Annotated in this window: 21 protein-coding genes; 6 read left to right on the top strand and 15 right to left on the bottom strand. The window is 62.9% G+C overall.

Annotation, left to right across the window (positions count from 1 at the left end; translation table 11 throughout):
• Window positions 1–110: 110 nt before the first annotated feature.
• Complete coding sequence (locus MHM97_RS14955) at window positions 111–1,037, top strand: MYG1 family protein (protein ID WP_239323175.1); 927 nt, start codon at window positions 111–113, stop codon at window positions 1,035–1,037.
• On the opposite strand, the gene MHM97_RS14950 is transcribed toward MHM97_RS14955, so the two are convergent.
• From MHM97_RS14950 to queC, 6 genes are all read right to left on the bottom strand, one after another.
• Window positions 991–2,694, bottom strand: coding sequence for an SDR family oxidoreductase (locus MHM97_RS14950; protein ID WP_239323174.1), 1,704 nt, complete (start codon window positions 2,692–2,694; stop codon window positions 991–993). The two genes, MHM97_RS14955 and MHM97_RS14950, sit on opposite strands and share 47 nt — an antisense overlap.
• Window positions 2,687–3,088 carry a thiol-disulfide oxidoreductase DCC family protein gene (locus MHM97_RS14945; protein ID WP_239323173.1) on the bottom strand — a complete coding sequence of 134 codons (402 nt, stop codon included), beginning with the start codon at window positions 3,086–3,088 and terminating at the stop codon, window positions 2,687–2,689. Before MHM97_RS14945 ends, MHM97_RS14950 begins: the two co-directional genes overlap by 8 nt.
• An 80-nt stretch (window positions 3,089–3,168) precedes the next feature.
• Complete coding sequence (gene queF / locus MHM97_RS14940) at window positions 3,169–3,633, bottom strand: preQ(1) synthase (RefSeq protein WP_239323172.1); 465 nt, start codon at window positions 3,631–3,633, stop codon at window positions 3,169–3,171.
• A 17-nt stretch (window positions 3,634–3,650) separates the two neighbouring features.
• Complete coding sequence (queE, locus tag MHM97_RS14935) at window positions 3,651–4,358, bottom strand: 7-carboxy-7-deazaguanine synthase QueE (RefSeq protein ID WP_239323171.1); 708 nt, start codon at window positions 4,356–4,358, stop codon at window positions 3,651–3,653.
• Window positions 4,355–4,720: a 6-carboxytetrahydropterin synthase QueD gene (queD, locus tag MHM97_RS14930; RefSeq protein ID WP_239323170.1), complete on the bottom strand. Its 366-nt coding sequence runs from the start codon at window positions 4,718–4,720 to the stop codon at window positions 4,355–4,357. Before queD ends, queE begins: the two co-directional genes overlap by 4 nt.
• Window positions 4,720–5,421 carry a 7-cyano-7-deazaguanine synthase QueC gene (queC, locus tag MHM97_RS14925; RefSeq protein WP_239323169.1) on the bottom strand — a complete coding sequence of 234 codons (702 nt, stop codon included), beginning with the start codon at window positions 5,419–5,421 and terminating at the stop codon, window positions 4,720–4,722. Before queC ends, queD begins: the two co-directional genes overlap by 1 nt.
• Window positions 5,422–5,765: 344 nt before the next feature.
• On the opposite strand from queC, the gene MHM97_RS14920 reads away from it, so the two are divergent.
• From MHM97_RS14920 to MHM97_RS14910, 3 genes are read left to right on the top strand one after another with little or no spacing between them, the layout of a single operon-like run.
• Window positions 5,766–6,536, top strand: coding sequence for an amino acid ABC transporter substrate-binding protein (locus MHM97_RS14920; RefSeq protein ID WP_239323168.1), 771 nt, complete (start codon window positions 5,766–5,768; stop codon window positions 6,534–6,536).
• Between the two features lie 3 nt (window positions 6,537–6,539).
• A complete protein-coding gene (locus MHM97_RS14915) occupies window positions 6,540–7,214 on the top strand; it encodes an amino acid ABC transporter permease (RefSeq protein WP_239323167.1) in 675 nt (224 codons plus the stop codon).
• The gene (locus MHM97_RS14910; RefSeq protein WP_239323166.1) at window positions 7,211–7,945 is read left to right on the top strand and encodes an amino acid ABC transporter ATP-binding protein; all 735 of its coding nucleotides are present in this window, start codon (window positions 7,211–7,213) and stop codon (window positions 7,943–7,945) included. Before MHM97_RS14915 ends, MHM97_RS14910 begins: the two co-directional genes overlap by 4 nt.
• 125 nt (window positions 7,946–8,070) lie before the next feature.
• On the opposite strand, the gene MHM97_RS14905 is transcribed toward MHM97_RS14910, so the two are convergent.
• The 7 genes from MHM97_RS14905 to xdhA form a co-directional block, all read right to left on the bottom strand.
• Window positions 8,071–9,147: a BMP family ABC transporter substrate-binding protein gene (locus tag MHM97_RS14905; RefSeq protein ID WP_239323165.1), complete on the bottom strand. Its 1,077-nt coding sequence runs from the start codon at window positions 9,145–9,147 to the stop codon at window positions 8,071–8,073.
• Between the two features lie 118 nt (window positions 9,148–9,265).
• A complete protein-coding gene (locus MHM97_RS14900) occupies window positions 9,266–10,186 on the bottom strand; it encodes an ABC transporter permease (protein WP_005633095.1) in 921 nt (306 codons plus the stop codon).
• Entirely contained in the window at window positions 10,186–11,268 is a 1,083-nt protein-coding gene (locus tag MHM97_RS14895) for an ABC transporter permease (RefSeq protein WP_239323164.1), read from the bottom strand. The genes MHM97_RS14900 and MHM97_RS14895 overlap by 1 nt, the downstream gene beginning before the upstream one ends.
• A 117-nt stretch (window positions 11,269–11,385) precedes the next feature.
• Window positions 11,386–12,906, bottom strand: coding sequence for an ABC transporter ATP-binding protein (locus MHM97_RS14890; protein ID WP_239323163.1), 1,521 nt, complete (start codon window positions 12,904–12,906; stop codon window positions 11,386–11,388).
• Window positions 12,903–13,838 (bottom strand): xanthine dehydrogenase accessory protein XdhC, encoded by a 936-nt coding sequence (gene xdhC, locus MHM97_RS14885; RefSeq protein ID WP_239323312.1) that lies wholly within the window; start codon window positions 13,836–13,838, stop codon window positions 12,903–12,905. Before xdhC ends, MHM97_RS14890 begins: the two co-directional genes overlap by 4 nt.
• Window positions 13,828–16,197, bottom strand: coding sequence for a xanthine dehydrogenase molybdopterin binding subunit (xdhB, locus tag MHM97_RS14880; RefSeq protein WP_239323162.1), 2,370 nt, complete (start codon window positions 16,195–16,197; stop codon window positions 13,828–13,830). The genes xdhC and xdhB overlap by 11 nt, the downstream gene beginning before the upstream one ends.
• Window positions 16,194–17,624: a xanthine dehydrogenase small subunit gene (xdhA, locus tag MHM97_RS14875; RefSeq protein ID WP_239323161.1), complete on the bottom strand. Its 1,431-nt coding sequence runs from the start codon at window positions 17,622–17,624 to the stop codon at window positions 16,194–16,196. The genes xdhB and xdhA overlap by 4 nt, the downstream gene beginning before the upstream one ends.
• 420 nt (window positions 17,625–18,044) lie before the next feature.
• Between xdhA and dnaE the strand changes: the two genes are divergently transcribed.
• Window positions 18,045–21,545, top strand: coding sequence for a DNA polymerase III subunit alpha (dnaE, locus tag MHM97_RS14870; protein ID WP_239323160.1), 3,501 nt, complete (start codon window positions 18,045–18,047; stop codon window positions 21,543–21,545).
• Between the two features lie 348 nt (window positions 21,546–21,893).
• Here the strand turns inward: dnaE and MHM97_RS14865 are convergent, their stop codons facing one another.
• Together MHM97_RS14865 and MHM97_RS14860 are read right to left on the bottom strand one after the other, a co-directional pair.
• Window positions 21,894–22,382, bottom strand: coding sequence for a DUF995 domain-containing protein (locus MHM97_RS14865; protein ID WP_239323159.1), 489 nt, complete (start codon window positions 22,380–22,382; stop codon window positions 21,894–21,896).
• A gap of 172 nt (window positions 22,383–22,554) precedes the next feature.
• A complete protein-coding gene (locus MHM97_RS14860; protein ID WP_239323158.1) occupies window positions 22,555–22,749 on the bottom strand; it encodes a SlyX family protein in 195 nt (64 codons plus the stop codon).
• Between the two features lie 142 nt (window positions 22,750–22,891).
• Here MHM97_RS14860 and hisS point away from each other — a divergent pair, with 142 nt between their 5' ends.
• Entirely contained in the window at window positions 22,892–24,406 is a 1,515-nt protein-coding gene (hisS, locus tag MHM97_RS14855) for a histidine--tRNA ligase (protein ID WP_239323157.1), read from the top strand.

Here is a 24,406-nt window from a genome sequence, read left to right as displayed (position 1 = left end):
TTGCTGCCTGCCAGTTCCGGTTTCGCGCTGCCCTTTCGGAGTGGTCAGAGGCTGATCGACTCCTTGGTTACGTAGACCGCAGGCCAGAGGCCAGCCCAAGTGAGAGCCCCATGATAATCACACAACTAGTTACCCATTCCGGCGGCTTTCATGCCGATGAGTTGCTGTCCTCCGTGGTTCTGACCCGGCTCTATCCGGACGCCCAAATCTACCGCAGTCGGGACGCGGAGTGGATCTCTCCGGCACCGGGACGTCTGATTTATGATGTCGGCCGGGCCTACGACCCGCAGGCCGGTATCTTTGACCATCACCAGAAGGACGCCCCGCTGCGCGACGATGGTCAACCCTACAGCTCGTTCGGATTGATCTGGAAGCATTTTGGTGCCGACTACCTGCGCGCGCTGCAGGTGCCGGATGCGGACATCGGCGCCATACACGCATCATTTGATGCAGGTTTTGTCCTGCCGGTGGATCTGATGGACAACGGCGCCCTGGACCCGTCGGTGGCCGGCCCGTTGGCGGATCTGACGCTGCCGTCTTTGCTGGAAACGCTGAAGCCTTCCTTCGACGATCCCGATCCGCAGGCGGATGACACGGCGTTTGCCGCAGCGCTTGGCGTGGCGCGGGCCTTTGTCGAGGCGAGCATTCGGCGCAAGGCGGCGAAACGGCGCGCAGAGGCGCAGGTGTTGGAGGCGATCACGCAGGCGGGCGAGTCCCGGGTGCTGGAGCTGCCGCAGGGCATGCCGTTTCGCGCCGCGATCGAGGCGGCAGGGGCCTCGCATCTGTTATTCGTGGTACATCCGCGAGGGGCGGACTGGACGCTGACCACCATTCGGACCGGTGACGATACCTTTGACAATCGCGCCGATTTGCCCGCGGCCTGGGCCGGGCTCACCGATGCGGCACTGGAAGCTGCCAGCGGCGTGAGTGGTGCGAAATTCTGTCACAACGGGCGGTTCATCGCCGTGGCCGAGAGCCGCGACGCGATCCTCAGGATGGCGGATCTGGCGGTGGCAGAGGCCCTGTCGTCGGCGTGAGCCGCCCGCGATAGCGCACGATCAGCCCGATCAGCGGCAGTCGTACCGCCACGTCAAAGCAGAACGCCCCCGCGGGATCAGCATATTCCACCGCGTCACTGCGTGGCAGCAGGCGGCGCGGCAGGGGCAGGCCCAGACACCAGCCACGTGTCACCGGATAGGCCAGCCCACCGGCCGTCTGCCGCAGGGCGATGACAAAGCACAGCGGCCCGAACCGTTCGGTGACCGTGCCATCGCCGGGTGTGCCAAAGGGCGCGAGGATTGAGCGGAAACGCTTGTGGCCGAACCGCCGCACCCAGATCTCGCGCGCCCCCTCCCGGAGCACATCCACCTGCACCGGCACATCCTGACCGGCGGCGGGAAAGCCGATGAGGCGCCGGATGATCCGCGCCAACGGATGTGCGCCAGTTGTCACCGTGGCTGTTCCCTGCCAGCGACTGGCGTCGATGGTGTCATGCAATGCCTGTACCGTAGCGGGCAGCGCCGCAAAGCCAGACCCCAGCGCGGTGCGAAAGACGGGCTGGATCGGCGTTGTCCGCGTGGCGGTCTGAATATCAAGCCCCCGCGCCTCTGCCAGAATGTCCGCGAGGCTGACCTCGCACAGGCAAGCACGGGCACCGGCGGGCAGATCGGCAGCGGGGCGATCGCGGCAGAGCAATCTGCGACAGAGCGCCTGGGCCACAAGCGTGGGCACCTCCGGTCCGTCGCCAGCACCGGCGATCAAGGTCCACCGGCGCGTTTCGTAGTGACCAGAGGTGGCGCGCCCGCGCAGCTCGACACTCATGCCGCCGCGATCACTTCCGAAGGTCTCAAAGGCCTGAGCGCACCGCCGCAGCATTGGGGCGAGGGGGGCGAGGGATCTGATCCAGCCCATCCTGACAGGCAGGCCCAAGATACGCAGCCCGTGATGCAGCAGCGGCAGCTCCAGCCCGGCGCGAAACAGCACTGTGCGGGCATTGAAATAACCCGGGAGCAGCTGCAGGTCCGGCGCGCCCATATGGGCCGCCCAGCGGTGCAAAGATGCGCGGCCTGGCAGCGACAGCGTTTCGCGACGGGTCCCGCTCCAGCCGGTGACCTGCGCAGGCAGGCCGCCCCGTGTGATCGGGATGGGCTGGCCAACCTGTGCCAGAATGGCGTGGATCACCGAAAGACCACGCGGCGCCCGGTTGCCGGGCAGGATGGTGCTTTCGATCCGGTCGATCTGCGTCAGGCCTGCGGCGAGGTCTTTGACTGCGGCGGAGGACAGGCCGGGCACGCTGGAGGCACCGGACAGGACAACACACCCTTTGCGGCGCGCGTCGGCGTCCAGCTCAGAGATACCCGCGGAAAAGCGGGCGTCGTCCGAGAGGTCGATGTAGTGGGCCCCGCAGGCCAGCGCTGCATGTGCAAGCGCATAGGGCGCGTCGCCGTAGGCCTGGAAGGGACCCGCCGTGTCGATCACGATCCGGGGCCGGAGCGCTGCAACATCGGTCGCAAGGGATCGGCTGCTGCGGTCCAGCGAGATCGGCGTTCCGCCATGTGCCGCGCAATGCGCCTCCGCATCGCGTAAGGAGCGCCCGGCAACCAGAACCTCGATGCCGCCTTGGCGGGCCAGGGCGGCGCTGAGCCGGCCGCCAAAGACCCCGTATCCGCCCAGCACCAGGACCCGGTTATTCAAGAATGCGCCCTCTGAGATCGTCCGAGGGCAGCAGACAGCTGCGCCGCCCGATCACGTAGCGATTTGCCGCGATCCGGTCATAGAGCCAGTTGCCGATGGGCGTCGGGATCAGCTTCAGGACAGCCAGGGCCCGCCACGGCCAGCCGATGGCCCGCATCGCCGCGCAAAAGGCGGCAAGTTTGGTGAAGGCGCGACCGTCGACGATTACGATATTCGTGGACCAGTCATGCGGATCAAGCCCATGCGCCAGATAGAGCGATTGCCCGGTCCCGGATTGCGCGGTGACAAAACGAAACCGCGCTGCCCTGTCATGGCGGGCCATGAACCGCGCAAAGGCCGAACACATGATGCAGGCCGCATCAAAGACGATCAGATCCTGTGTCGGGGGTGGCATTGGCCCTCTCCCAGATAGATGCGGTCCAAGATCTAGCAGCCCCGGCGCCGGTTGGGAATGCGGCGAAGTGTGCCCGCCTTTCAACCCCGCCCGCGGTAGGGCGGCACGCCCTGATCGGGAATCCAGACATCCTCGGGACACGGGCCGGTCTGGTAGAAGACATCGATCGGGATGCCGCCGCGCGGATACCAGTAGCCCCCGATGCGCAGCCACTTCGGTGCCAGGAAATCCGCCAGGCGACGGGCGATCGAGACGGTGCAATCCTCGTGAAAGGCCCCGTGGTTGCGGAACGCCCCGAGGTAGAGTTTCAACGATTTGCTTTCCACCAGCCAGTCACCCGGCACATAGTCGATCACCAGATGGGCAAAATCCGGCTGGCCGGTCATCGGGCAGAGCGAGGTGAACTCGGGCGCGGTGAAGCGCACGTTATAGGTCACGTCGGCTTGCGGGTTCGCCACCCGCTCCAGCTCGGCAGTTTCGGGAGAGGCGGGCAGGGTGGTCGCGCCGCCCAGCTGTTTCAGATTGCTGTAGATACTGTCGGTCATGGTCGGAATTCCAAAGGTCAGACGCCGCGCTGATTGCCCCAGATCAGGACATGCAGTTGCGGCAGGATACGGGGGGTGAGCCAACCCTTGCCCACGGTTTCGTCGATCAGCCAGCGCAGGCGGGCGGTGGTCTGATCAAGATCAACGGGGCTTTGCGGGTCCACCTCGGGGTTGCCGGGTTGCAGGAACAGCGGCAGCTGCGGATGCCGGTCGTGGGCGGCGCGGGCAAAGGCGAGGTCGGCCTTGTCAAAGATCACGATCTTCATCACCGTTTGCCCCGCTCGCTCCGCCGCCGCGAGGCAGCGGTCGAACTTCAGCCAGTCGGTTTTGTGGCCACTGGAAGGCGGTTTGGGGCTGAGCACCAGCGTATCGAGCCCGGCGAACCAGTCCTGCGCGATGGAGCCCTGCGTCTCCAGTGCAAAGCGATAGCCTTCCTCCTGGCCGATGGCGATCACCGGGGCAAAATCCTGAATGGCCGGGTTGCCGCCGGAGATCGACACGGTGAGGGGCTGGCCGCCGGACAGGCGGCGGACCTCAGCCATGATCGCCTCTGGCGTCATCGGCGCCCAGGTGTCGCGATAGGCGCTGTCCACCGCATGCAGGCTGTCACACCAGGCGCAGCGATAGTCGCAGCCGCCGGCACGCACAAACACGGTGGGCTCTCCGATCAGGATGCCTTCACCCTGCACGGTGGGGCCAAAAATCTCGGCGATGCGCAGGGTCATGGCAGCACCCGGGGGCGGTATTCGGCCCAGGTCTTTGGCGTTTCGGAAACCCGCACCGCCGCCACCTCGGGCCAGCGCGCCTGGCACCAGCGGTAGAAATGGCGCGCCATGTTCTCGGCGGTGGACGGTCCCTCCAGCACATCGTTCAGGTGCCGATGGTCAAACGTCCCGTCAATATAATCCTTGAGCGGCTTCAACTCGTGATAATCCCGCACAAAACCGTCGCGGTTCAGCTCTTCGGCGGCCAGTTCCACCACGACGATGTAATTGTGCCCATGCAGCCTGGCACATTGGTGATCGTCGGGAAGGTGAGAGAGCTGATGCGAGGCCGAGAAGTGAAACTCCTTGGTGATCCGAAACATCAGCCAGCCTCCTTAGCGGCGATCGCCGCGCGCCAGAAACCGGGGTCCTCATAGGTGGTGGGATCGGTGACGCCGGCCAGATCAAAGGCCTCGCGCCGTTCCACGCAGGTGCCGCAGCGCCCGCAATGATGTGTGCCGCCCTTGTAGCAGGACCAGGTCTCGGCAAAGGGGGTGCCGTGGAGGGCGCCCTCGGTGACGATATCGGCCTTGGAGCGGTGCACAAACGGCGTCCAGAGCCGGGTGTCGGCATAGCCGTCCAGCGCCGCCTGCTGCATCGCATCAAAGGCCTGCGTGAACGCGGGGCGGCAGTCGGGATAGATGAAGTGGTCGCCGCCATGCACGGCGGTGGCGACGGCCTCATCGCCGTTTGCCGCCGCGATGCCAAAGGCGATCGAGAGCATGATGGCATTGCGATTGGGCACCACCGTGATCTTCATCGTCTCTTCGGCATAGTGGCCGTCGGGCACGTCGATGTCCTCGGTCAGGGCGGAGCCGGTCAGCGCCGCCCCGATGGGGCGCATGTCGATGAGGTGAAACGGCACGCCAAGCCGCGTCGCGGCGGTGCGGGCGTAGTCCAGTTCCTTGCGGTGACGTTGGCCATAGTCGAAGGAGACCAGACGGGTGAGCTGCCGGGTTGCGGCAGCCATATGGGCGAGGGACACGGAGTCCAATCCGCCCGAGCAGATGACAAGTGTTTTCAAGTTTTCAGTCCTTGTTTTGTTGACCGGGTAGGCTGCGACCGGTGTGGGCGGCGTATAGGCGGCCTTGGCCGAGGATGCAATGGGCGGCGGCGGCGTTGCGTCCAGCGCATAGCCGCCTTGCCCGGTGCCGCAAAGCGGGCAGCAAGGCCGAGGGCGCGGGAACATTTGTCCCGCTCTGCCATCAGAATTCGGAAAAGAGTTCCTGCACAGCGCTTGTCATGGCCCAGTGGCCTATCGTTTGTCCTCTGGTCGGGATGCGGGTTCCTGAATGCCAGCCGCTCTTGCGGAGCGCCCAAAAAATGGACACCTGTGCAGCAAACGCAGACACCAAGGAGTCTCTTGCCATGAAAACCCTTACATTCCGCGCGGCCGCGCTTGCCGGGCTGGTTGCTGTTACGCCGCTTGTTGCACAGGCCGAGGACACCACCCTCACCGTGGGCATGTCCGGTGGTTACTTCCCCTTCACCTTTGTCCGTCAGGACGTGCTGCAAGGGTTCGAGGTCGATGTGATGAACGCCGTGGGCGAAGAGGCGGGCCTCGAGATCGAATTTGAGACCATGTCCTTTTCCGGGCTGATCGGAGCTCTGGATGCGGGGCGGATCGACACCATCGCCAACCAGATCACCATCACGCCGGAGCGCGAGGCGAAATTCGCCTTCACCCAGGCCTATGTCTTTGACGGGGCACAGGTCGTGACCCGCGACGGCAACCAGGATGTCACCGGTGTCGAGGATCTGCGCGGCAAGACCGTGGCGGTGAACCTCGGCTCCAACTTCGAGCAGTTGCTGAACGATCTGCCCTACGCCGATGAGGTCAACATCAAGACCTACGAAAGCAATATCGAACAGGATACTGCGCTGGGCCGCGTCGATGCCTTTGTGATGGACCGGGTGTCCTCGGCGCAATTGATCAAGGAAAGCCCGTTGCCGCTGCAACTCGCCGGGCAACCCTTTTCCGAAATCCGCAATGCGCTGCCGTTTCGCGATGACGCCGAAGGGCGGGCGTTGCGCGATCAGGTCGATGCGGCCCTGACCACCCTGCGCGAGAACGGCACCCTGACCGAGATCTCGGTCAAGTGGTTCGGCACCGACATCACCTCCAACGCGGCGGAGTAACCGATGCAGGCGCTCGACTTTGAGTACATGCTGGGGCTGGTGCCGGTGATCCTCGGCTATGTGCCGCTGACGCTGGGCATGGCGGCGGCGGGCATGGTCTGTGCGCTGGTGCTGGCGGCGCTGCTCGCGGTCGAGCGCGTGGTGCGGGTGCCGGTGCTGGACTGGCTGGTGGTGCTGTTCATCAGCTTTTTCCGCGGCACGCCGCTGCTGGTGCAGCTGTTCCTGTTCTACTACGGCTTGCCGCAGGTACTGTCGGTTCTCACCCGCATCGACGGGGTGACGGCGGCGATCCTCGGGCTGACGCTGCATTTCTCGGCCTATATGGCAGAGTCGATCCGGGCCGCCATCATCGGCGTGGATCGCAGCCAGTGGGAGGCGGCGCAGTCCATCGGCATGACCCAGTGGCAGCTGATGATGCGGATCATCCTGCCACAGGCCGCCCGGGTGGCAGCGCCCACCTTGGTGAATTACTTCATCGACATGCTGAAGGGGACCTCGCTGGCCTTCACCCTCGGCGTGACCGAAATGATGGGTGCGGCGCAGAAAGAGGCCGCCGGCAGTTTCCTCTATTTCGAGGCCTTCCTCGTTGTGGCGGTGATCTACTGGATCATGGTGGAGGCGCTGAGCCAAGGCCAGAAATGGCTGGAAACCCGTTTGAACAAGGCGTTTGTGCGATGATTTCGATCAAGGGACTGACCAAGACATTCGGGGGCACGCCGGTGCTCGACCAGATCGACCTCGATATTGCTGCGGGCGAGCGGGTGGTGATCATCGGCCCCTCCGGCACCGGCAAGTCGACGCTGCTGCGCTGTCTCAACTTCCTCGACCAGCCGGATGCGGGGCAGATTTCCATCGCAGACCTGAGCGTCGATGCGGCGCGGGCGCGCAAGGCCGATATTCTGGCGCTTCGGCGGCGGACCGGTTTTGTGTTTCAGAACTATGCGCTGTTTGCCAACAAGACCGCCGCCGAGAACATCATGGAGGCGCTGGTCACCGTGCAGCGCCTGCCCAGGTCCGAGGCGGCAGAGCGCGCCCGGGCGATCCTCGCCGAGACGGGGTTGGCGGACAAGGCCGACAGCTATCCGGCGGCCTTGTCCGGTGGCCAGCAGCAACGGGTCGGCATCGGACGTGCCATGGCCCTCAATTCCGAACTGATGCTGTTTGACGAGCCGACCTCTGCGCTGGACCCGGAATGGGTGGGCGAGGTGCTTGACCTGATGCGCCGGGTGGCGGAGCAAAAGCAGACGATGCTCATCGTGACCCACGAGATGCAGTTTGCCCGCGAAATCGCTGATCGCATCCTGTTCATGCATGGCGGCAAGATCGTGGAGCAGGGCCCCCCGGCGCAGATCTTTGATGCGCCTCAGGATGAGCGCCTGAAGCGGTTTCTGGCACGTGTTGGCGGCTGACGCGCCTATGACGGTCGAGAACCCGACCTCGACATCGTTGGCATGGCCCTCATGCCAGTCTGGCAGATCCCAACAAAAAAGCCCCGCCAGACTGGCGGGGCTTTTCCGATTGGAGCGTGCGTCCCTTATTCGGGGATGGAGCCTTCGATACCTTCGACATAGAAGTTCATACCCGCAAGGGTGCCATCGTCTGCGATTTCGCCTTCGGCGAGGAACTCAGACCCGTCCTGCTTGTTCAGCGGGCCGGTGAACGCGTGGTATTCGCCAGACGCCATCGCGTCCTTCAGGGCCAGCGCCTCGGCTTTCACTTCGGCCGGAACCGCATCGGTGATCTCGCCAATGCCAACCATGCCCGGGCCGATGCCGTCCCAGGTGTCCACGGATGTCCAGGTGCCATCCATCACGGCCTTGGTACGCGCGATGTAGTAGGGCGCCCAGTCGTCAATGATCGAGGATACGCGCGGGAAGGGCGCATATTCCGCCATGTCAGACGCCTGACCGAAGGTGACCACATTGCCCGCCGCCTGCGCCGCGGCCTGCGGTGCGGTGGAATCGGTGTGCTGCAGGATCACGTCCGCACCCTGTTCGATCAGAACCTTGGCAGCGTCGGCTTCTTTCGCCGGGTCGAACCAGGTGAAGGCCCAGACGATCTTGAACTGGACGTCGGGGTTGACCTTCTTGGCGTGGATATAGGCGGAGTTGATGCCGCGGATCACTTCGGGGATCGGATAGGAGCCGATGTAGCCGACAATATTGCTCTCGGTCATATGGCCCGCGATGGTGCCCTGTACCGCGCGGCCTTCGTAGAACCGTGCCGAATAGGTCGAGACGTTTTCGGCGCGTTTGTAGCCGGTGGCGTGCTCGAACTTCACATTCGGGAATTTCTTGGCGACGTTGATGGTCGGGTCCATGTAGCCAAAGGAGGTGGTGAAGATCAGATCCGCGCCCTGCAGCGCCATCTGGGTGATCACGCGCTCGGCATCGGGGCCTTCGGCGACGTTTTCCACATAGACGGTTTCGACCTTGTCGCCGAATTCCTCTTCGACCGCCAGGCGCCCCTGATCGTGCTCATAGGTCCAGCCGCCATCGCCGACGGGGCCAACATAGACAAAGCCGACTTTGGTCTTGTCCTGAGCCAGCGCGCCACCGGCGGCCAGTCCCAGTGCAACGGCAGCACCGGCAAGAAGTTTGGTGAGTTTCATGTGATGGGTTCCCCCTGATTGGTTCCAGTGTTGCGATCCGCCCCGGTTTACCCCGAGGCTGGACTTTGTTTTTTGTCCGACGCGCATGGCGTATCGAACAGGGATGCGCCCTGCGAATTCAGCGGGACGCGTGAAAGCTCCGGCCCAGCGACGCAGGCGCGCTGCTCTTGTCGGCGGATAGAATGACGAGCACCAGAATGGTGATCAGATACGGCGACATTGCCAGATATTCCACCGGGATAGCAACGCCCGCTGCCTGCAGATTAAGCTGCACAACGGTGACGCCGCCAAAAAGATAGGCACCCAAAAGCGCCCGCCATGGCTTCCAGCTGGCAAAGACCACCAGCGCAAGGGCGATCCAGCCGATGCCGGCGGTCATCCCCTCGGTCCATTGCGGTACGCGGATCAGGCTGATGTAGGCGCCACCGAGCCCCGCACAGGCGCCACCGAACAGGATCGCCAGCGTGCGGATCTTGACCACTTTGTACCCCAGCGCATGCGCCGCATCGTGGTTTTCGCCCACCGCGCGCAGGATCAGACCGACGCGGGAGTATTTGAGTACCGCCCAGACCGCAGCCGTGAGCGCGATGCCGAAGTAGAGCACGACATCATGACCAAAGAGAATGCGCCCAAACACCGGCAGATCCGACAGGACCGGAATGTCGATACGCCCCATCTGCGGCGGTTTCACACCCACGTATTTCTGCCCCATCAGGGCCGAGAGTCCCAAGCCAAAAAGCGTCAGCGCCAGACCCGAGGCGACCTGGTTGGCCAGTGCCACCTGGGTCATGATCACAAACAGCAGCGACAATAGTGCCCCCGCGATGGCGGCGGCAACAAACCCCAACAGGGGTGAGCCTGTCTCTACGGCGGCGGCAAATCCCGCAATCGCCCCGACGATCATCATCCCCTCGACCCCGAGGTTCAGAACGCCGGATTTCTCGACCACCAGCTCACCGATTGCCGCCAGCAACAAGGGCGTTGCAGCCACCATCAGAGACGCGATCAGAAGGACTGGGTTGATAGCAGACAGATCCATCACGCCACCTCCGGTTTGCCAATTGCAATGCGATAGTTGGTGAGCAGATCAAGCGCCAGCAGGAAGAACAGGAGCATGCCCTGAAACACCTGAATGGCCGCGGACGGCAGGCCCAGATTGCCCTGCGCGATGTCACCGCCAATGTAGGTCAACGCCATCAATGCGCCCGCCAGCAGAATGCCCACCGGGTGCAGGCGCCCCAGAAAGGCCACGATAATCGCGGTAAACCCATAGCCCACGTTGAAATCGATCGACACCTGACCGGAGGGACCGGAGACCTCAAACATCCCCGCAAGCCCCGCCAGTGCGCCAGAGGCCCCGAGACAGAACAGGATCAGCCGGGCGGGTTTCACCCCTGCGAATTTCGCCGCCCGCGGTGCCTCGCCGGTCAGGCGGATATGATAGCCAAGCATATGCCGGTTGAGCAGCACATAAGAGAAGATCACTGCAATCAGCGCCGCAACCACGCCCCAGTGCATGCCGGTCCCTGCGATCAGCTCGGCGTTATGGGCACTGTCATATTGTTGCAGGTTGCGCGAGCCCGGAAAGCCAAATCCTTCCGGGTTCTTCATCAACCCCAGCGACATGGACGCCAGCAGCTGTTCGGCCACATAGACCAGCATCAGGGACACCAAGATCTCATTGGTGCCAAATCGTGTCTTCAGCACCGCAGGGATCATCGCCCAGGCCCAGCCGCCAAAGGCGCCCGCCAGAACCATCAGTGGAAAGATGATCCAGGACTCCGTCGGGTAGAACGCCAGCCCCACACCTGCGCCAGTGAGCGCGCCGATAATATATTGCCCTTCCGCGCCGATGTTCCAGATCCCGGCACGAAAGCCCAGGCTGAGGCCAATGGCAATCAGCACCAAGGGCGCGCCTTTCACCAAAAGCTGCGGGCGGTAATAGAACGCAAACTCGCCAAACAGCGGCTCCCAGAAAATGGTGCGGATCGCCTCCACCGGGTTCTTGCCAAGGGTGGCAAACAACAGCCCCCCCATCACCATGGTCGCCAGCACCGCCACCAGTGGCGTCGCCATTGACCACGCCCGCGACGGCTGCGGTCGTTTCTCTAGCCGGATCATCCCTATTGTCCCTCTTGGCCGGATCTTTGTGGTCCGGTTCTCTTCATCTTCTTGCAAATATCCCCGCCGGAGGCTCCGGCCCCAAGCGTCACATCCCCGACATTTGTGCTGAGGATCCTACACATGCGCCACTTCCATGCCATGGGCACCGCCCATCATCAGGCCAATCTCATCCACCGTCAGCTCCGCCGTGGGGCGCGGGGCGGACAGACGCCCCTCGTTGAGGGCGGCAAAATTGTCGGAGATTTCCATCAGCTCATCGAGATCCTGACTGATGCAGATCACTGCCGCGCCATTTGCCGCCAGATCGAGCAAGGCCTGCCGGATCGCTGCCGCCGCCGCCGCATCCACACCCCATGTGGGCTGGTTCACCACCAGCACTTCCGGGCGTTGCAACACCTCGCGGCCAATGACGAATTTCTGCAAATTGCCACCAGAGAGAGAACGCGCTGCATTCTCCGGCCCCGGAGTGCGCACATCAAACGCCTTGATGATCTTCTCGGCAAAGGTCCTGGTTGCGCCCCATTTGAGAAAGCCGTTGTTGTCCAGCCCCTCGCGCACCGATCCGGTCAGAAGCGCATTTTCCGTCAGGCTCATATCAGGCGCGGCCGCGTGGCCCAGACGTTCCTCCGGGGCGGTCAGCACGCCAAGCGCGCGGCGTGCCGTCGGCCCCATGTGACCAATCGGCTTGCCATCAAATTTCACCGCATCGCGGGCGCAAGTGACCTCGCCCGACATCACCGCTAAAAGTTCATCCTGACCGTTGCCCGCAACACCGCCGATACCAAGGATCTCGCCCCGCCGAACGGCCAGATGCACGTTCTTCAATGTGGTGCCAAAGGCCGAAGGCGCAGGCACCGACAGGCCCGAGATGTCCAGGGCCACATCGCCAAACTCCCGTGCGCCGCGTTCGGGCGTCTTGAGAGCGGTACCCACCATCAGCTCCGCCATGTCGCGGGCCGAGGTGTCGCGCGGCACACATTCGCCCACGTTTTTGCCCAATCGCAGGATGGTCGCGTGATCGCAAAGCGCGCGGATCTCTTCGAGTTTGTGAGAGATATACAGGATCGACGTGCCCTCGCTCTTCAGCTTCTTCAGGGTCTCGAACAGGATCTCCACCTCTTGTGGCGTCAGAACCGATGTGGGCTCGTCCATAATCAGGAGCTTCGGATCTTGCAGCAGGCAGCGGATGATCTCCACCCGCTGACGTTCGCCCGCCGACAGATCACCGACGGTGCGGAACGGGTCGAGCGGCAGGCCATACGCCTCGGAAACCTCGCGGATACGGGCGGCCAGATCACGCAGGGCGGGTGGATTTTCCATCCCCAGCGCGATGTTTTCCGCCACATTCAGCGCGTCAAACAGCGAGAAATGCTGGAACACCATCGCGATGCCGTCGGCGCGCGCCTGACGGGGCTCGGCAGGCTCATAAGCCGCACCGCGCAGGGTCATCCGGCCACTGTCAGGCTTCACAAGCCCATAGATCATCTTGACGAGTGTCGATTTGCCCGCGCCATTTTCACCCAGGAGCGCATGCACCTCGCCCTCGCCGATGGTAAAGGAGACATGGTCATTGGCCACCACGCCAGGGTAGGCCTTGGTGAGGCCCTCGATGGTCAGAAGGGGAGGCGTGCTCACGCGCTATGCTCCTTTTTCAAATCCGAACGCTGCGAGAGCGCCATGAGTTCTGCGGCCACGCCGATGGCGATGGCCTGCGGGTGTTTGCCCAGTTCGGGCAGGCCGATCGGGCAGGTGAGCCGCGCAATCTGCTCCGGCCCATGTCCCAGCGCGGCAAGCCGGTTTCGGAACCGTGCCCATTTGGTCTTGGACCCGATCACCCCGGCAAAGCCAAATCCATGCCCCAAGAGCCGATGGCATAGCGCCAGATCCAGCTGATGGGAATAGGTCAGGATCAGATGATGGGCATCAGAGGGCGCGTGCGGAACCAACCGATCCGGTTCGCGGGCCGGCAGGGCGGTGACGCCTGCCGGGATCTCTTCCGGGTATTTTGAGCGCAGAACATCAACCCAGGTGATGTCGAAGTCCGGCAGCGGCGCCAGCATCCCGACCAGCGCGCGCCCCACATGCCCGGCCCCCCAGATCCACAGCGGTTGCGTCGCGCGGGCCACGGGTTCCACCATCCAGCCTGCGATCAACTGCGGTTTGGGGCGCTGGCCCTGGGCGCGGGCATTGTTCAGAATCCGTGTTACCGCGAGGGGTTGCGGCTCCGGGCGCACCGGCCGAGCGATGACATCGCCCTGAAGCCGCTCCAGATCTTCCTGCGTGTAGACCTCGTTCAGCAAGGTCACGGACCCACCACAGCACTGCCCCAGATCGGGTCCGAGCGAATGCGTTGACAGCCTGCGGGGCACGTCCAGACGCCGGGCGGCCTCTGCTGCCTCGAACTCCAGCGCGCCACCACCGATGGTGCTAGATTGCCCGCCGCTCCAGACCAGCATCGCCGCCCCAACCTCGCGCGGGGCAGAGCCTCTGACCTCGGCCACCACAACACGGATGACACGGCCATGGGCCGCGACGGCGGCCCTGAGGGCGTCGACATCAAACCCCATCGCGCTGTGTCCCAAGTGCACGCCAGATCTCCTCCGCCGTGGCCGGCGCATTCAGGTGCGGATAGGCATCGCCACAGGCCGCAATAGCATCCGAGAGCGCAAGCCAGGCGGAAATCCCCAGCATAAAAGGCGGCTCCCCCACCGCCTTGGAGCGATAAATGGTGTCTTCGCGGTTCTGCCCATCATACAATGCCACATTAAACACATCGGGCCGGTCAGAGCAGGCCGGGATCTTGTAGGTCGACGGCGCATGCGTCCTGAGCCGCCCTTTGTCGTCCCAGACCAGTTCCTCGGTGGTGAGCCAACCTGCGCCCTGCACATAGGCGCCTTCCACCTGACCAATATCCAGCGCCGGGTTCAGCGACGCCCCCGCATCATGCAGAATATCCGTGCGCAGGATGCGGTTTTCACCGGTTAGCCTGTCCACGACGACCTCCGTGACCGCCGCCCCATAGGCAAAATAGAAAAACGGCCGCCCCGCGCCCTTGATCCGGTCCCACTCCAGCGAGGGGGTTTTGTAAAATCCTGTTGCCGACAGGCTGACGCGGCCCGTGTAACACAGCATCGCCGCCGCCTCGAAACTGATCTCCTCAGAGCCGATCCTGACCTTGTCCCCCTCAAACACGACCGCAGAGATCGGTTGCTGATGCACCTCTGCCAAATGCGCCGCCATGCGGTCGCGAATGGTGTCGCAGGCGGCCTTCACCGCCATGCCGTTCAGATCCGACCCCGAAGAGGCCGCCGTGGCCGACGTATTGGGCACCTTGGCGGTATCGGTCGCGGTGATCTTTACGCGCGCCTGATCGACACCAAAGCGCGCGGCCGCCACCTGCGCGACCTTCTGGAACAATCCCTGACCCATCTCGGTACCACCATGGTTGAGATGGATGGAGCCGTCCTGGTAGACATGCACCAAAGCCCCCGCCTGATTGAGATGCGTGAGGGTGAAGGAAATCCCGAACTTCACCGGTGAAAACGCCATCCCACGCTTCAGGCGCTCATTATTGGCATTCCAGGCCGCGATCTTTGCCCGTCGCGCCGCGTAGTCCGAACTCTCCAGCAACTGCGTGGTCATCTCGTGCAGCTCAAAGTCGGTGACCGGCATGCCATAGGGCGTGGTGTTGTCTTTCATCTTCTCAGAAATATCTCGGGGGGAGGCCGCAGGCCGGGGGGCAGAGCCCCCTTTGATTGAGGCCGTGGCAGCGCCTCCCGCATCAGGCGCGTCATAGTAATTGCGCATCCGTAGTTCGACCGGGTCAATCCCCAGAACATGCGCCGCATGGTCCATCACCCGTTCGACCCCGACCATCCCTTGCGGGCCGCCAAAGCCGCGATAGGCGGTGGCGCTTTGCAGGTTGGTTTTCAAACGGTGGCTCTCGATGCGGATCGCGGGGATCGCATAGGCGTTGTCGGCATGCAGCATGGCACGGTCCGCCACCGGCAGCGACAGATCCTGCGCCCAGCCGCAGTTGACCAGATGCGTGAACGCGATGCCCTCAATGCGCCCCTCAGCATCAAAGCCCGCGCGATATGAAATCCGAAACGCATGACGCTTGCCGGTGATGGTCATGTCATCGTCGCGGTCATAACGCATCTTACAGGCTTTGCCGGTGAGGCGCGCGGCCACGGCGCAGGCGACGGCCAGCGCGTTGCCCTGGCTTTCCTTGCCGCCAAAACCACCCCCCATACGCCGGGTCTCGACGCGCACCGCGTGCATCGGCAGGCCAATGGCCTCGGCCACCTTATGCTGGATTTCGGTGGGGTGTTGGGTGGAGGAGTTGACGATCATGCCGCCATCCTCCTGTGGCAGCGCCAGCGCGGCCTGACCTTCGAGGTAGAAATGCTCCTGCCCGCCTATCTCGAAAGTGTCCTCGATCACATGCGTCGCCGAAGCGATGGCAGCAGGGGCGTCGCCTTTTTGATAAATGCGCGGGCCTTCCTCGAAGCGGCTGTCGGCAGCGAGCGCTGCGTCAAGGGTCAGCAGTGCCTCTTCTTCGGCGTATTCTACCTTGCCCTTGCGTGCGGCAATGCGGGCGGCGCGATGGGAGGTTGCGACCACCAGAAACACCGGCTGGCCCAGATAGTGCACCTCTCCCTTGGCCAACAGCGGCTCGTCATGGGCCGAGGGTGAGACGTCATTGTCGAACGGTAGATCTTCCGCTGTCAGCACCGCGACAACACCTTGAGATGCGCGCACTTCCGCGAGGTCCACTGCTGTGATTGTGCCCTTTGCAATCGGCGCAAGGCCAAAGGCCAGATGCAGCGTGCCCTTGGGTGTCGGAATGTCATCGACATAGCGGGCCTGGCCCGTCACATGCAGGGCTGCCGCATCATGGGGCAGGGGTTTTGCAACACTCATAGGTCCACCTCCAACACATGCTCAGAGGCGCCGTTCAGATCTGTGAAATAGCGCGTGAGCATATTGCGGGCGCAGTCCAGCCGATAGGCGGCGGAGGCACGCATGTCACTCATGGGGGTGAAATCCTGATCAAAGGCGGCTTTGGCGGCCTTGATCGTTGCGTCTGTCCACGGCTGGCCGAGCAGGGCGGCCTCCACATGCGTGGCGCGCTTCGGGATGCCTGCCATGCCGCCAAAGGCGATGGCGGCTGCGGTCACGCTGCCATTGACCACGGTGACATTGAACGCGCCCAGCACCGCAGATATATCCTGATCGAAGCGTTTGGAGAGTTTATAGATCCGAAGGCTGTCGGGTTGGCGCGCAAAGCTCACGGCCTCGACAAACTCCCCCGGGGCGCGGTCCTGTTTGCCGTAGTCGAGAAAGAAGTCCTGCAGCGGGATGGCACGGCGGGTGTCTGCGTGGCGCAGGTGCAATGTGGCGCGCAATGCGATGAGGGCAGGCGGGTTGTCCCCGATGGGAGAGCCATTGGCGATATTGCCGCCGATGGTCGCAGCGGCGCGGACCTGCTGGCTGGCGTAGCGGCGGATCATCTCGGCGTAGGAGGCATGGAGCGGCTCAAGGGCGGCGCGGACACAGTTCATATCCGCCATTGCCCCGATGCGGACCTCTGTTTCTGTGACGGTGATGTCCTTCAGATCCGTACAGCCATCAAGGAAGATCACATCATCCAGATCGCGCAATTGCTTGGTGACCCAAAGCCCGACATCGGTAGCCCCGGCGATCAGCGTGGCATCGGGGCGGGCGGCATAGGTCGCGGCCAGCTCATCCGAAGATCTGGGACGCAAGGTAGAAGGGGGCGCTGCCACAGGGATGTCGGAGGGGGACTCTGCCCCCCGGTCTGCGACCTCCCCCCGAGATATTTCTGAGAAGATGAAGGATGACTCCTGCCTGATATGCTCCGGCACAGGGGAGTTTTGGGCGGCTTCGGCGGCGCGGATGATCGGGGCATAGCCGGTGCAGCGGCAGAGGTTGCCGGCGAGCTGGTCGTCATGATCGGTGGCACCGTTGGTATGGGCGGTGACCATCGACATGACGAAGCCCGGGGTGCAAAAACCGCATTGGCTGCCGTGGAGATCGACCATTGCCTGTTGCACCGGATGCAGGGTGCCATCCGGATGGGCGACCCCTTCGACCGTGCGTATGGATTTGCCGTGGAGTTGCGGCAGGAACAGGATGCAGGCGTTCAGCGCTCTGGCACCGCTTTGGTCGGTGACCATCACGGTGCACGCGCCGCAATCGCCCTCGTTGCAGCCTTCCTTGGTGCCGGTGAGACCACGGTCCTCGCGCAGCCAGTCCAAGAGCGTTGTTGTTGGCTGGGGTTCTGGAAGCGAGACCTCTTCACCGTTGAGATGAAAGGTAATCGTCATCTTGAAAAGCCCGTCGCGGTACCCTGTTGTCCCCTGCTGCGCGACCTTCGATGCGACGTAGAAAGCGCGCGGGATGATTGTCCTGTTGTTGCACTCAGCTTGTGAGGCGCCGCCTGCCAAAGCAAGACTTATGGTCGCAGGCATCGCCCCGCGCGTGGTGCGCCACAGGATCACGGCATTGCACAGATTGCGCAGTTACTGACTGATTTGTAACAATTTTACGCCCCCGGCGCTACGGTGAATCGCGGTTTGAGGCTAAAGAGTTTCAAAAAAATCCATAATATAAGTGCTGGTCTTTTGGGCGTTCGAGGCGGCTTGGCCCGGGGGGTGAGATTGCAGGCATGCATCTTGCCATTGACCGGAGGCGGGCGTCACAGATCAGATCTTTTCCAGCCGGGCGCCCGGGGGTAGGGTCCGGTCATGACAGCTTCTCCTCGATTCATTCACCTGCGCACCCATACCGAATACTCTCTTCTGGAGGGGGCCGTGCGGCTGAAAAAACTGCCGGATCTGTGCAAGGCCAACCAGATGCCGGCCATCGCGGTGACGGACACCAATTCGATGTTTGCGGCGTTGGAATTTTCCGTGACGCTGTCCGGCGCCGGCATCCAGCCGATCATCGGCTGCCAGGTGGATCTGACCTTCGAGAAGAGCGAGCCGGGCGACAAACCCAAGTCACCTGCGCCGGTGGTGCTGCTCGCTCAGAATGAGACCGGCTATGAACATCTGATGAAGCTGTCCTCCTGTCTCTATGTGGACAAGGGGGGGCAACTGCCGCAGGTGTCGCTTGAGGAGCTGGAGATCAATTCCGGCGGCTTGATCTGTCTGACGGGGGGGCCGGATGGTCCGGTGGGCAAGCTGCTTCAGCAGGGGCAACGCCCCGCCGCCGAGGCCCTGATGGCGCGGCTCAAGACCATGTTCCCGGATCGCCTCTATGTGGAGTTGCAGCGCCACCCCGGCGAGGACGGGCAACCCGAGGCGGAAACCCTGACCGAGCGTGGCCATGTGGAGATGGCCTATGCGATGGATCTGCCGCTGGTCGCGACCAATGACGTCTATTTCCCCAAGACCGAGATGTATGAGGCGCATGACGCGCTGATCTGCATCGCCGAAGGCGCCTATGTGGATCAGGCCGAACCCCGCCGCCGCCTGACTGCGCAGCATTATTTCAAGAGCCAGGAAGAGATGATCGCGCTGTTTGCCGATCTGCCGGAGGCGATCGAGAACACCGTGGAAATCGCCCAGCGTTGCGCCTTCATGGCCTATCGCCGGGATCCCATCCTGCCGAAGTTCGCAGATGACGAGGTGGTCGAGCTGCGCCGGCAAGCCAATGAAGGCTTGAAGGACCGTCTGGCGGTCATTCCCCATGCGGTACCGGTGGAGAAATACCAGGAACGGCTCGATTTCGAACTGAACATCATCGAGGGCATGGGATTTCCCGGCTATTTCCTGATCGTTGCGGACTTTATCAAATGGGGCAAGGAACAGGGCATTCCGGTGGGACCGGGGCGGGGGTCTGGTGCGGGTTCATTGGTGGCCTATGCGCTGACCATTACCGACCTTGATCCGCTGCGCTACAGTTTGCTGTTCGAGCGCTTCCTCAACCCCGAACGGGTTTCGATGCCCGACTTCGACATCGACTTCTGCATGGACCGCCGCGAGGAGGTGATCCGTTACGTGCAGCAGAAATACGGCCGCGACAAGGTCGGGCAGATCATCACCTTTGGGGCGCTGTTGTCCAAGGCGGCGGTGCGCGACATCGGCCGTGTGTTGCAGATGCCCTTTGGCCAGGTGGACCGGCTGTCGAAGATGATCCCGGTCGAGGGGGTGAAGCCGGTCTCGATCGAGAAGGCCTTGCAGGACGAGCCGCGACTGGCAGAGGAGGCGCGCAACGAGCCGGTGGTGAACCGACTGCTGACCTATGGCCAGCAGGTGGAGGGGCTGTTGCGCAATGCCTCCACCCACGCGGCGGGGGTGGTGATCGGCGACCGGCCGCTGGATGCGCTGGTGCCGCTCTATCAGGATCCGCGCTCGGACATGCCGGCGACCCAGTTCAACATGAAGTGGGTCGAACAGGCCGGTCTGGTGAAATTCGACTTTCTCGGTCTGAAGACGCTGACGGTGATCCAGAACGCCATGCAGCTGATTTTCAAATCGGGGCGGCCCCTGCATGTGAATGCCGAAGGGGCGCAGCTCTATGAACCCGCAGAGGGCGCCGAGAACCACATCAACGCCATTCCGCTGGACGACAAGGTCACCTACGACCTTTATTCCCGGGCCAAGACGGTGGCGGTGTTCCAGGTGGAATCCACCGGCATGATGGATGCGCTCAAGCGCATGAAACCCACCTGTATCGAGGACATCGTGGCGCTGGTGGCGCTTTATCGTCCCGGCCCGATGGAAAACATCCCGGTCTACTGCGAGGTCAAGAACGGCCAGCGCAAGATCACCTCTGTGCATCCGCTGATCGACCACATCCTTGAGGAAACTCAAGGCATTATCGTCTATCAGGAACAGGTGATGCAGATCGCGCAGGTCATGGCGGGCTACAGCCTTGGCGGTGCGGACCTGCTGCGCCGTGCGATGGGTAAGAAGATCAAGGAGGCGATGGACGCCGAGCGCCCGAAATTTGAAAAAGGCGCGGCGGAGAACGGCGTCGACAAGAAAAAGGCCTCGGAGGTTTTTGACCTTCTGGAGAAATTCGCCAACTACGGTTTCAACAAATCCCACGCGGCCGCCTATGCGGTGGTGTCCTATCAAACCGCGTGGCTGAAGGCGAACCACCCGGTGGAGTTCATGGCGGGCGTCATGAACTGCGACATCCATCTGACGGAAAAGCTCGCGATCTATTTCGAGGAAGTGAAGAAGGGGCTTCAGCTGCCGTATGTGGCGCCGGACATCAACCGCTCGCTTGCGACCTTTGACGTGGTTGATGGGGAGCTGATCTACGCGCTGGGCGCGCTCAAGAATGTGGGCGTTGATGCCATGAACCTGATCGTGACAGCGCGGGGCGATCAGCCGTTTGTCACCCTCTACGACTTTGCCCGCCGCGTCGACCTGAAGCGTGTGGGTAAGCGCCCGCTGGAGATGCTCGCACGGGCCGGGGCCTTTGACGTGCTGGACAGCAACCGCCGCCGTGTGTTCGAGAGCCTTGAGGGGCTGGTGCAATATTCCGCCGCCATTCAGGAGCAGAAGAACTCCAACCAGGTGTCGCTGTTTGGCGAGGCCGGCGATGACCTGCCCGAACCACGTATGGCGGGGGTGCCCGATTGGTTGCCCGCCGAACGCCTGAGCGAGGAATTCAAGGCGGTTGGTTTTTATCTGACGGGGCACCCGCTGGATGACTATATGCCAGCGCTGAAACGCAAGGACGTGATGACCCTGGACGAGGTCATGGCCAAGGCCGAGCGCGGCCCCTTCATGGCCAAGATGGCGGGCGTCGTGGCAGGCCGGCAGGAGCGTAAATCCGCACGCGGCAACCGCTTTGCCTTTGCGCAGCTCTCCGACACCACCGGGGCCTATGAGGTTACGATTTTCTCGGACGTATTGGAGAAAAGTCGCGAATTTCTGGAAACCGGCTCCAAGGTGGTGATCACGGCAGAGGCCACCATGGAGAGCGACCAGCTCAAGCTGTTGATGCGCTCTGCCGGGCCGGTGGATTCCGCCATTGCCGATGCCGGGCGGTCGAGCCTGCGCGTCTACCTGGAGAGCGCATCGGCGGTGGCAACCGTGGCAACCGTGCTCGAAGACGCCAAGAAAGCCGCCAAGAATGCCAGTCCCGGCGAGATCTACGTCTATCTGCAAGACCCGAACCTGCCCGGCGATGTGGAGATGGAACTGGGGCAGATGTTCCCGATCAACCCTCAGATCAAAGGCGCGCTCAAGAGCCTTGAGGGGGTAATGGATGTCGAGGAAATCTGAGCGCGCGCGAGCCAGCCGATAAGTGCGGCCCTGTTTGCGCCCGCCGCGTGATTGTTCGTGATGCGTCGACGGTCGGGGTTTGGTGCTTGAATTGTTGCGCGGGCCTTGCGCGTCCGAACGGGCGAAGAATCAATTAAATCCTGCGCAGGAGGCCGCGTCGCGATGCAGGGGCGTGGCACCGCAGCCACCGGGAGGTAATGATAGGTCACGATGCGCGGCGCCTCAGCATCGCCCCTACCGCATCAGCCTGAACCGGCCTGGAACCCGGCAAGGCTGCGGGTCAAACAAAACAGGGGCGCGGCTCCGACCCGGACAACCGCACCCCCGTGGTCTTGTGTTCGTTCGACCTCAGAGGCCGAGTTTGTTCTTGGCCGTGTCGACGTCGGATTGGAACACATAACCGCGTTTCAGCGTGCTGGTCGCACTGGTCACCGGCCACCATTCGGTAGAGCCCGGCCAGCTGCGGTACATGACGCCCCAGCCATTCACAACGTGTTGAATGCAAAGGGGTTCTGCTGCCGAACTGCCCGCAGCGTTGCCTTGGGGATAATACCAGGTCAGGTTCTGGCACAGGGTGCCATCTGCGCTCACCGTCCAGGTTCCGGCAGCCATGTTTTCGCTGTTTTCGGCGCACCAGGCGCGGACCTGATTGTTGGGCGAGAAGTAGATGCCCCCACCGCAATCCTGTTCCCAGAGATCGGTTTTGCCCGCGTAGGCGCCGATGACTTTATCAACGGGCGCCGGACGTGCATTGCGCGGCTTTGGGTCGGCAAATGCCGCAGCGGGCAGGCTCGCCACGAGGGAGAGGGACAGAAGAGTTTTAACAAGTGGCACCATGGATCATGTCTCCTTGCGCGTCGCGTTTCAGCAGTCAGGTGAATTTGTAGAAAATCTTGTCCAAACTTTATGCATCGACGCAAGCGCTATCGCGGGTGAGGTGACGACGGAACAGCCGCCAGACCACATGCGCCCGCGTCTGAACCCGGCAATCGCATGCGTGTGGCGGCGCCTAGTAGTGCGGAGGGCGTTCGTCGCCAAAGACCGCGCCGCCGGTGCCTTCGGCCTCGCGCTGGGCCTCGCGCTCTATCAGCATCTGCACGCGCCGCTTCAGGAGGTCGATGTCCGACTGCTGGCTGGTCACGATCTCGTTCAGCTCATCGACGGTGCGGGTCAGATAGGCGATCTGTTCTTCGAGATGTTGCATGGGGCATGCCTCCTGTGTTGCGGACTGATGTAACGCGGGCGCGGGCAGGCGTCCATGGGGCGTGCGCAGGGCGTCGCACCTTGCTCACTGAGGCCCCTTGGGCTAGACGCAAGCGCGAGAAACCACCCGCAAGGAGGCCACAATGGCCAAAGCCAAGAAACAGCCCCGTCCCAAGGCAATTACGCCCAAAGGATTCCGTGACTATTTCGGCGAAGAGGTGACCCAGCGCACGCATATGCTGGCCACCATTGCGGAGGTTTACCATCATTACGGCTTCGAGGCGCTCGAATCCTCTGCCGTGGAAACGGTCGAGGCGCTGGGCAAGTTCCTGCCCGACGTGGATCGCCCGAACGCAGGCGTTTTTGCGTGGCAAGAGGCCGACGAGAACGACCCCGAGGGCAAGCCGGGCGACTGGATGGCGCTGCGCTATGACCTGACCGCCCCCTTGGCGCGTGTTTACGCACAGCATCGCAACGATCTGCCCAACCCCTATCGTCGTTTTGCGATGGGGCCTGTGTGGCGCAATGAAAAACCCGGCCCGGGTCGCTATCGCCAGTTCTATCAATGCGATGCGGATACGGTTGGCACGGCCTCCATGGCGGCGGATGCAGAGATCTGCATGATGCTGTCGGATACGCTCGAAAAGGTCGGCATTCCGCGTGGCGACTATCTGGTGCGCGTCAACAACCGCAAGGTTCTGAACGGTGTGCTGGAGGCGATGGGCCTTGCCGAGGAGGATCCCAAGCGCGACGACGTCCTGCGCACCATCGACAAGTTCGACAAGGTGGGCGAGAGCGGTGTGCGCGAGCTGCTGGGCAAGGGGCGGCTGGATGCCTCCGGCGCTTATATCGACGGTGTGGGGCTCGAGGACCAGCAGGCAGAACCTGTGCTTGCGTTCCTGACGTCCAAGGGCGACACCGTGGCAGAGACCATGACGAACCTGCGCGCCGCCGTGGGCGACAGCAAGGTCGGCCAAGAGGGCGTTGCCGAGCTGGAACTGATGGGCGCGCTCTTTGCCGCTGCGGGCTATGGCGATGATCGCATCCTGATCGACCCGTCGATCGTGCGCGGTCTTGGCTATTACACCGGTCCGGTGTTCGAGGCCGAGCTAACCTTTGAAATCTTTGATGAGAAGGGCCGCAAGCGCCAATTCGGCTCGGTTGCGGGCGGTGGGCGCTATGATGGCCTGGTGAAACGCTTCACTGGCCAAGAGGTGCCTGCGGTGGGTCTGTCCATCGGGGTTGACCGTCTGCTGGCGGCGCTGCGCGAAAAGGGCCGCCTGGCCGCGACCCCCACCGGCCCGGTGGTGGTGACGGTGATGGACCGCGACCGCATGGCCGACTATCAGGCCATGGTCGGCGAACTGCGTCAGGCGGGCATCCGCGCCGAGGTCTATCTTGGCAACCCCAAGAACTTTGGCAACCAGTTGAAATACGCGGACAAACGCCATTCGCCTGTGGCTGTGATCGAAGGTGGCGATGAAAAGGACCGCGGTGTGATCCAGATCAAGGATCTGATCCTCGGTGCCAAGATCGCTGAAAGCGCCACCTTGGAAGAGTGGAAAGAACGCCCGAGCCAGTTCGAAGTGCCCCGCACGGAGTTGGTCGCGAAGGTGCGTGACATTCTCGCCAACCAAGCCAAAGATCAGGAGGGCTGA

Origin of the sequence: Epibacterium sp. Ofav1-8, assembly GCF_022348185.1 — a bacterium.
Classification (GTDB): domain Bacteria; phylum Pseudomonadota; class Alphaproteobacteria; order Rhodobacterales; family Rhodobacteraceae; genus Epibacterium.
Note: the sequence above shows the minus strand (reverse complement) of the source record. Positions and strands in the feature narration are given on the sequence as shown.

Excerpts from the sequence above, each read along its gene's own strand:
- xdhA (WP_239323161.1), bottom strand. The coding sequence starts at position 17,624 with ATGACGATTACCTTTCATCTCAACGGTGAAGAGGTCTCGCTTCCAGAA.
- MHM97_RS14900 (WP_005633095.1), bottom strand. The coding sequence starts at position 10,186 with ATGGATCTGTCTGCTATCAACCCAGTCCTTCTGATCGCGTCTCTGATG.
- xdhC (WP_239323312.1), bottom strand. The coding sequence starts at position 13,838 with ATGGGGTTTGATGTCGACGCCCTCAGGGCCGCCGTCGCGGCCCATGGC.
- MHM97_RS14910 (WP_239323166.1), top strand. The coding sequence starts at position 7,211 with ATGATTTCGATCAAGGGACTGACCAAGACATTCGGGGGCACGCCGGTG.
- MHM97_RS14955 (WP_239323175.1), top strand. The coding sequence starts at position 111 with ATGATAATCACACAACTAGTTACCCATTCCGGCGGCTTTCATGCCGAT.
- dnaE (WP_239323160.1), top strand. The coding sequence starts at position 18,045 with ATGACAGCTTCTCCTCGATTCATTCACCTGCGCACCCATACCGAATAC.
- MHM97_RS14860 (WP_239323158.1), bottom strand. The coding sequence starts at position 22,749 with ATGCAACATCTCGAAGAACAGATCGCCTATCTGACCCGCACCGTCGAT.
- MHM97_RS14945 (WP_239323173.1), bottom strand. The coding sequence starts at position 3,088 with ATGCCACCCCCGACACAGGATCTGATCGTCTTTGATGCGGCCTGCATC.
- MHM97_RS14895 (WP_239323164.1), bottom strand. The coding sequence starts at position 11,268 with ATGATCCGGCTAGAGAAACGACCGCAGCCGTCGCGGGCGTGGTCAATG.
- MHM97_RS14920 (WP_239323168.1), top strand. The coding sequence starts at position 5,766 with ATGAAAACCCTTACATTCCGCGCGGCCGCGCTTGCCGGGCTGGTTGCT.
- queD (WP_239323170.1), bottom strand. The coding sequence starts at position 4,720 with ATGTTTCGGATCACCAAGGAGTTTCACTTCTCGGCCTCGCATCAGCTC.
- queF (WP_239323172.1), bottom strand. The coding sequence starts at position 3,633 with ATGACCGACAGTATCTACAGCAATCTGAAACAGCTGGGCGGCGCGACC.
- MHM97_RS14905 (WP_239323165.1), bottom strand. The coding sequence starts at position 9,147 with ATGAAACTCACCAAACTTCTTGCCGGTGCTGCCGTTGCACTGGGACTG.
- hisS (WP_239323157.1), top strand. The coding sequence starts at position 22,892 with ATGGCCAAAGCCAAGAAACAGCCCCGTCCCAAGGCAATTACGCCCAAA.
- queE (WP_239323171.1), bottom strand. The coding sequence starts at position 4,358 with ATGACCCTGCGCATCGCCGAGATTTTTGGCCCCACCGTGCAGGGTGAA.
- MHM97_RS14915 (WP_239323167.1), top strand. The coding sequence starts at position 6,540 with ATGCAGGCGCTCGACTTTGAGTACATGCTGGGGCTGGTGCCGGTGATC.
- xdhB (WP_239323162.1), bottom strand. The coding sequence starts at position 16,197 with ATGAGTGTTGCAAAACCCCTGCCCCATGATGCGGCAGCCCTGCATGTG.
- MHM97_RS14865 (WP_239323159.1), bottom strand. The coding sequence starts at position 22,382 with ATGGTGCCACTTGTTAAAACTCTTCTGTCCCTCTCCCTCGTGGCGAGC.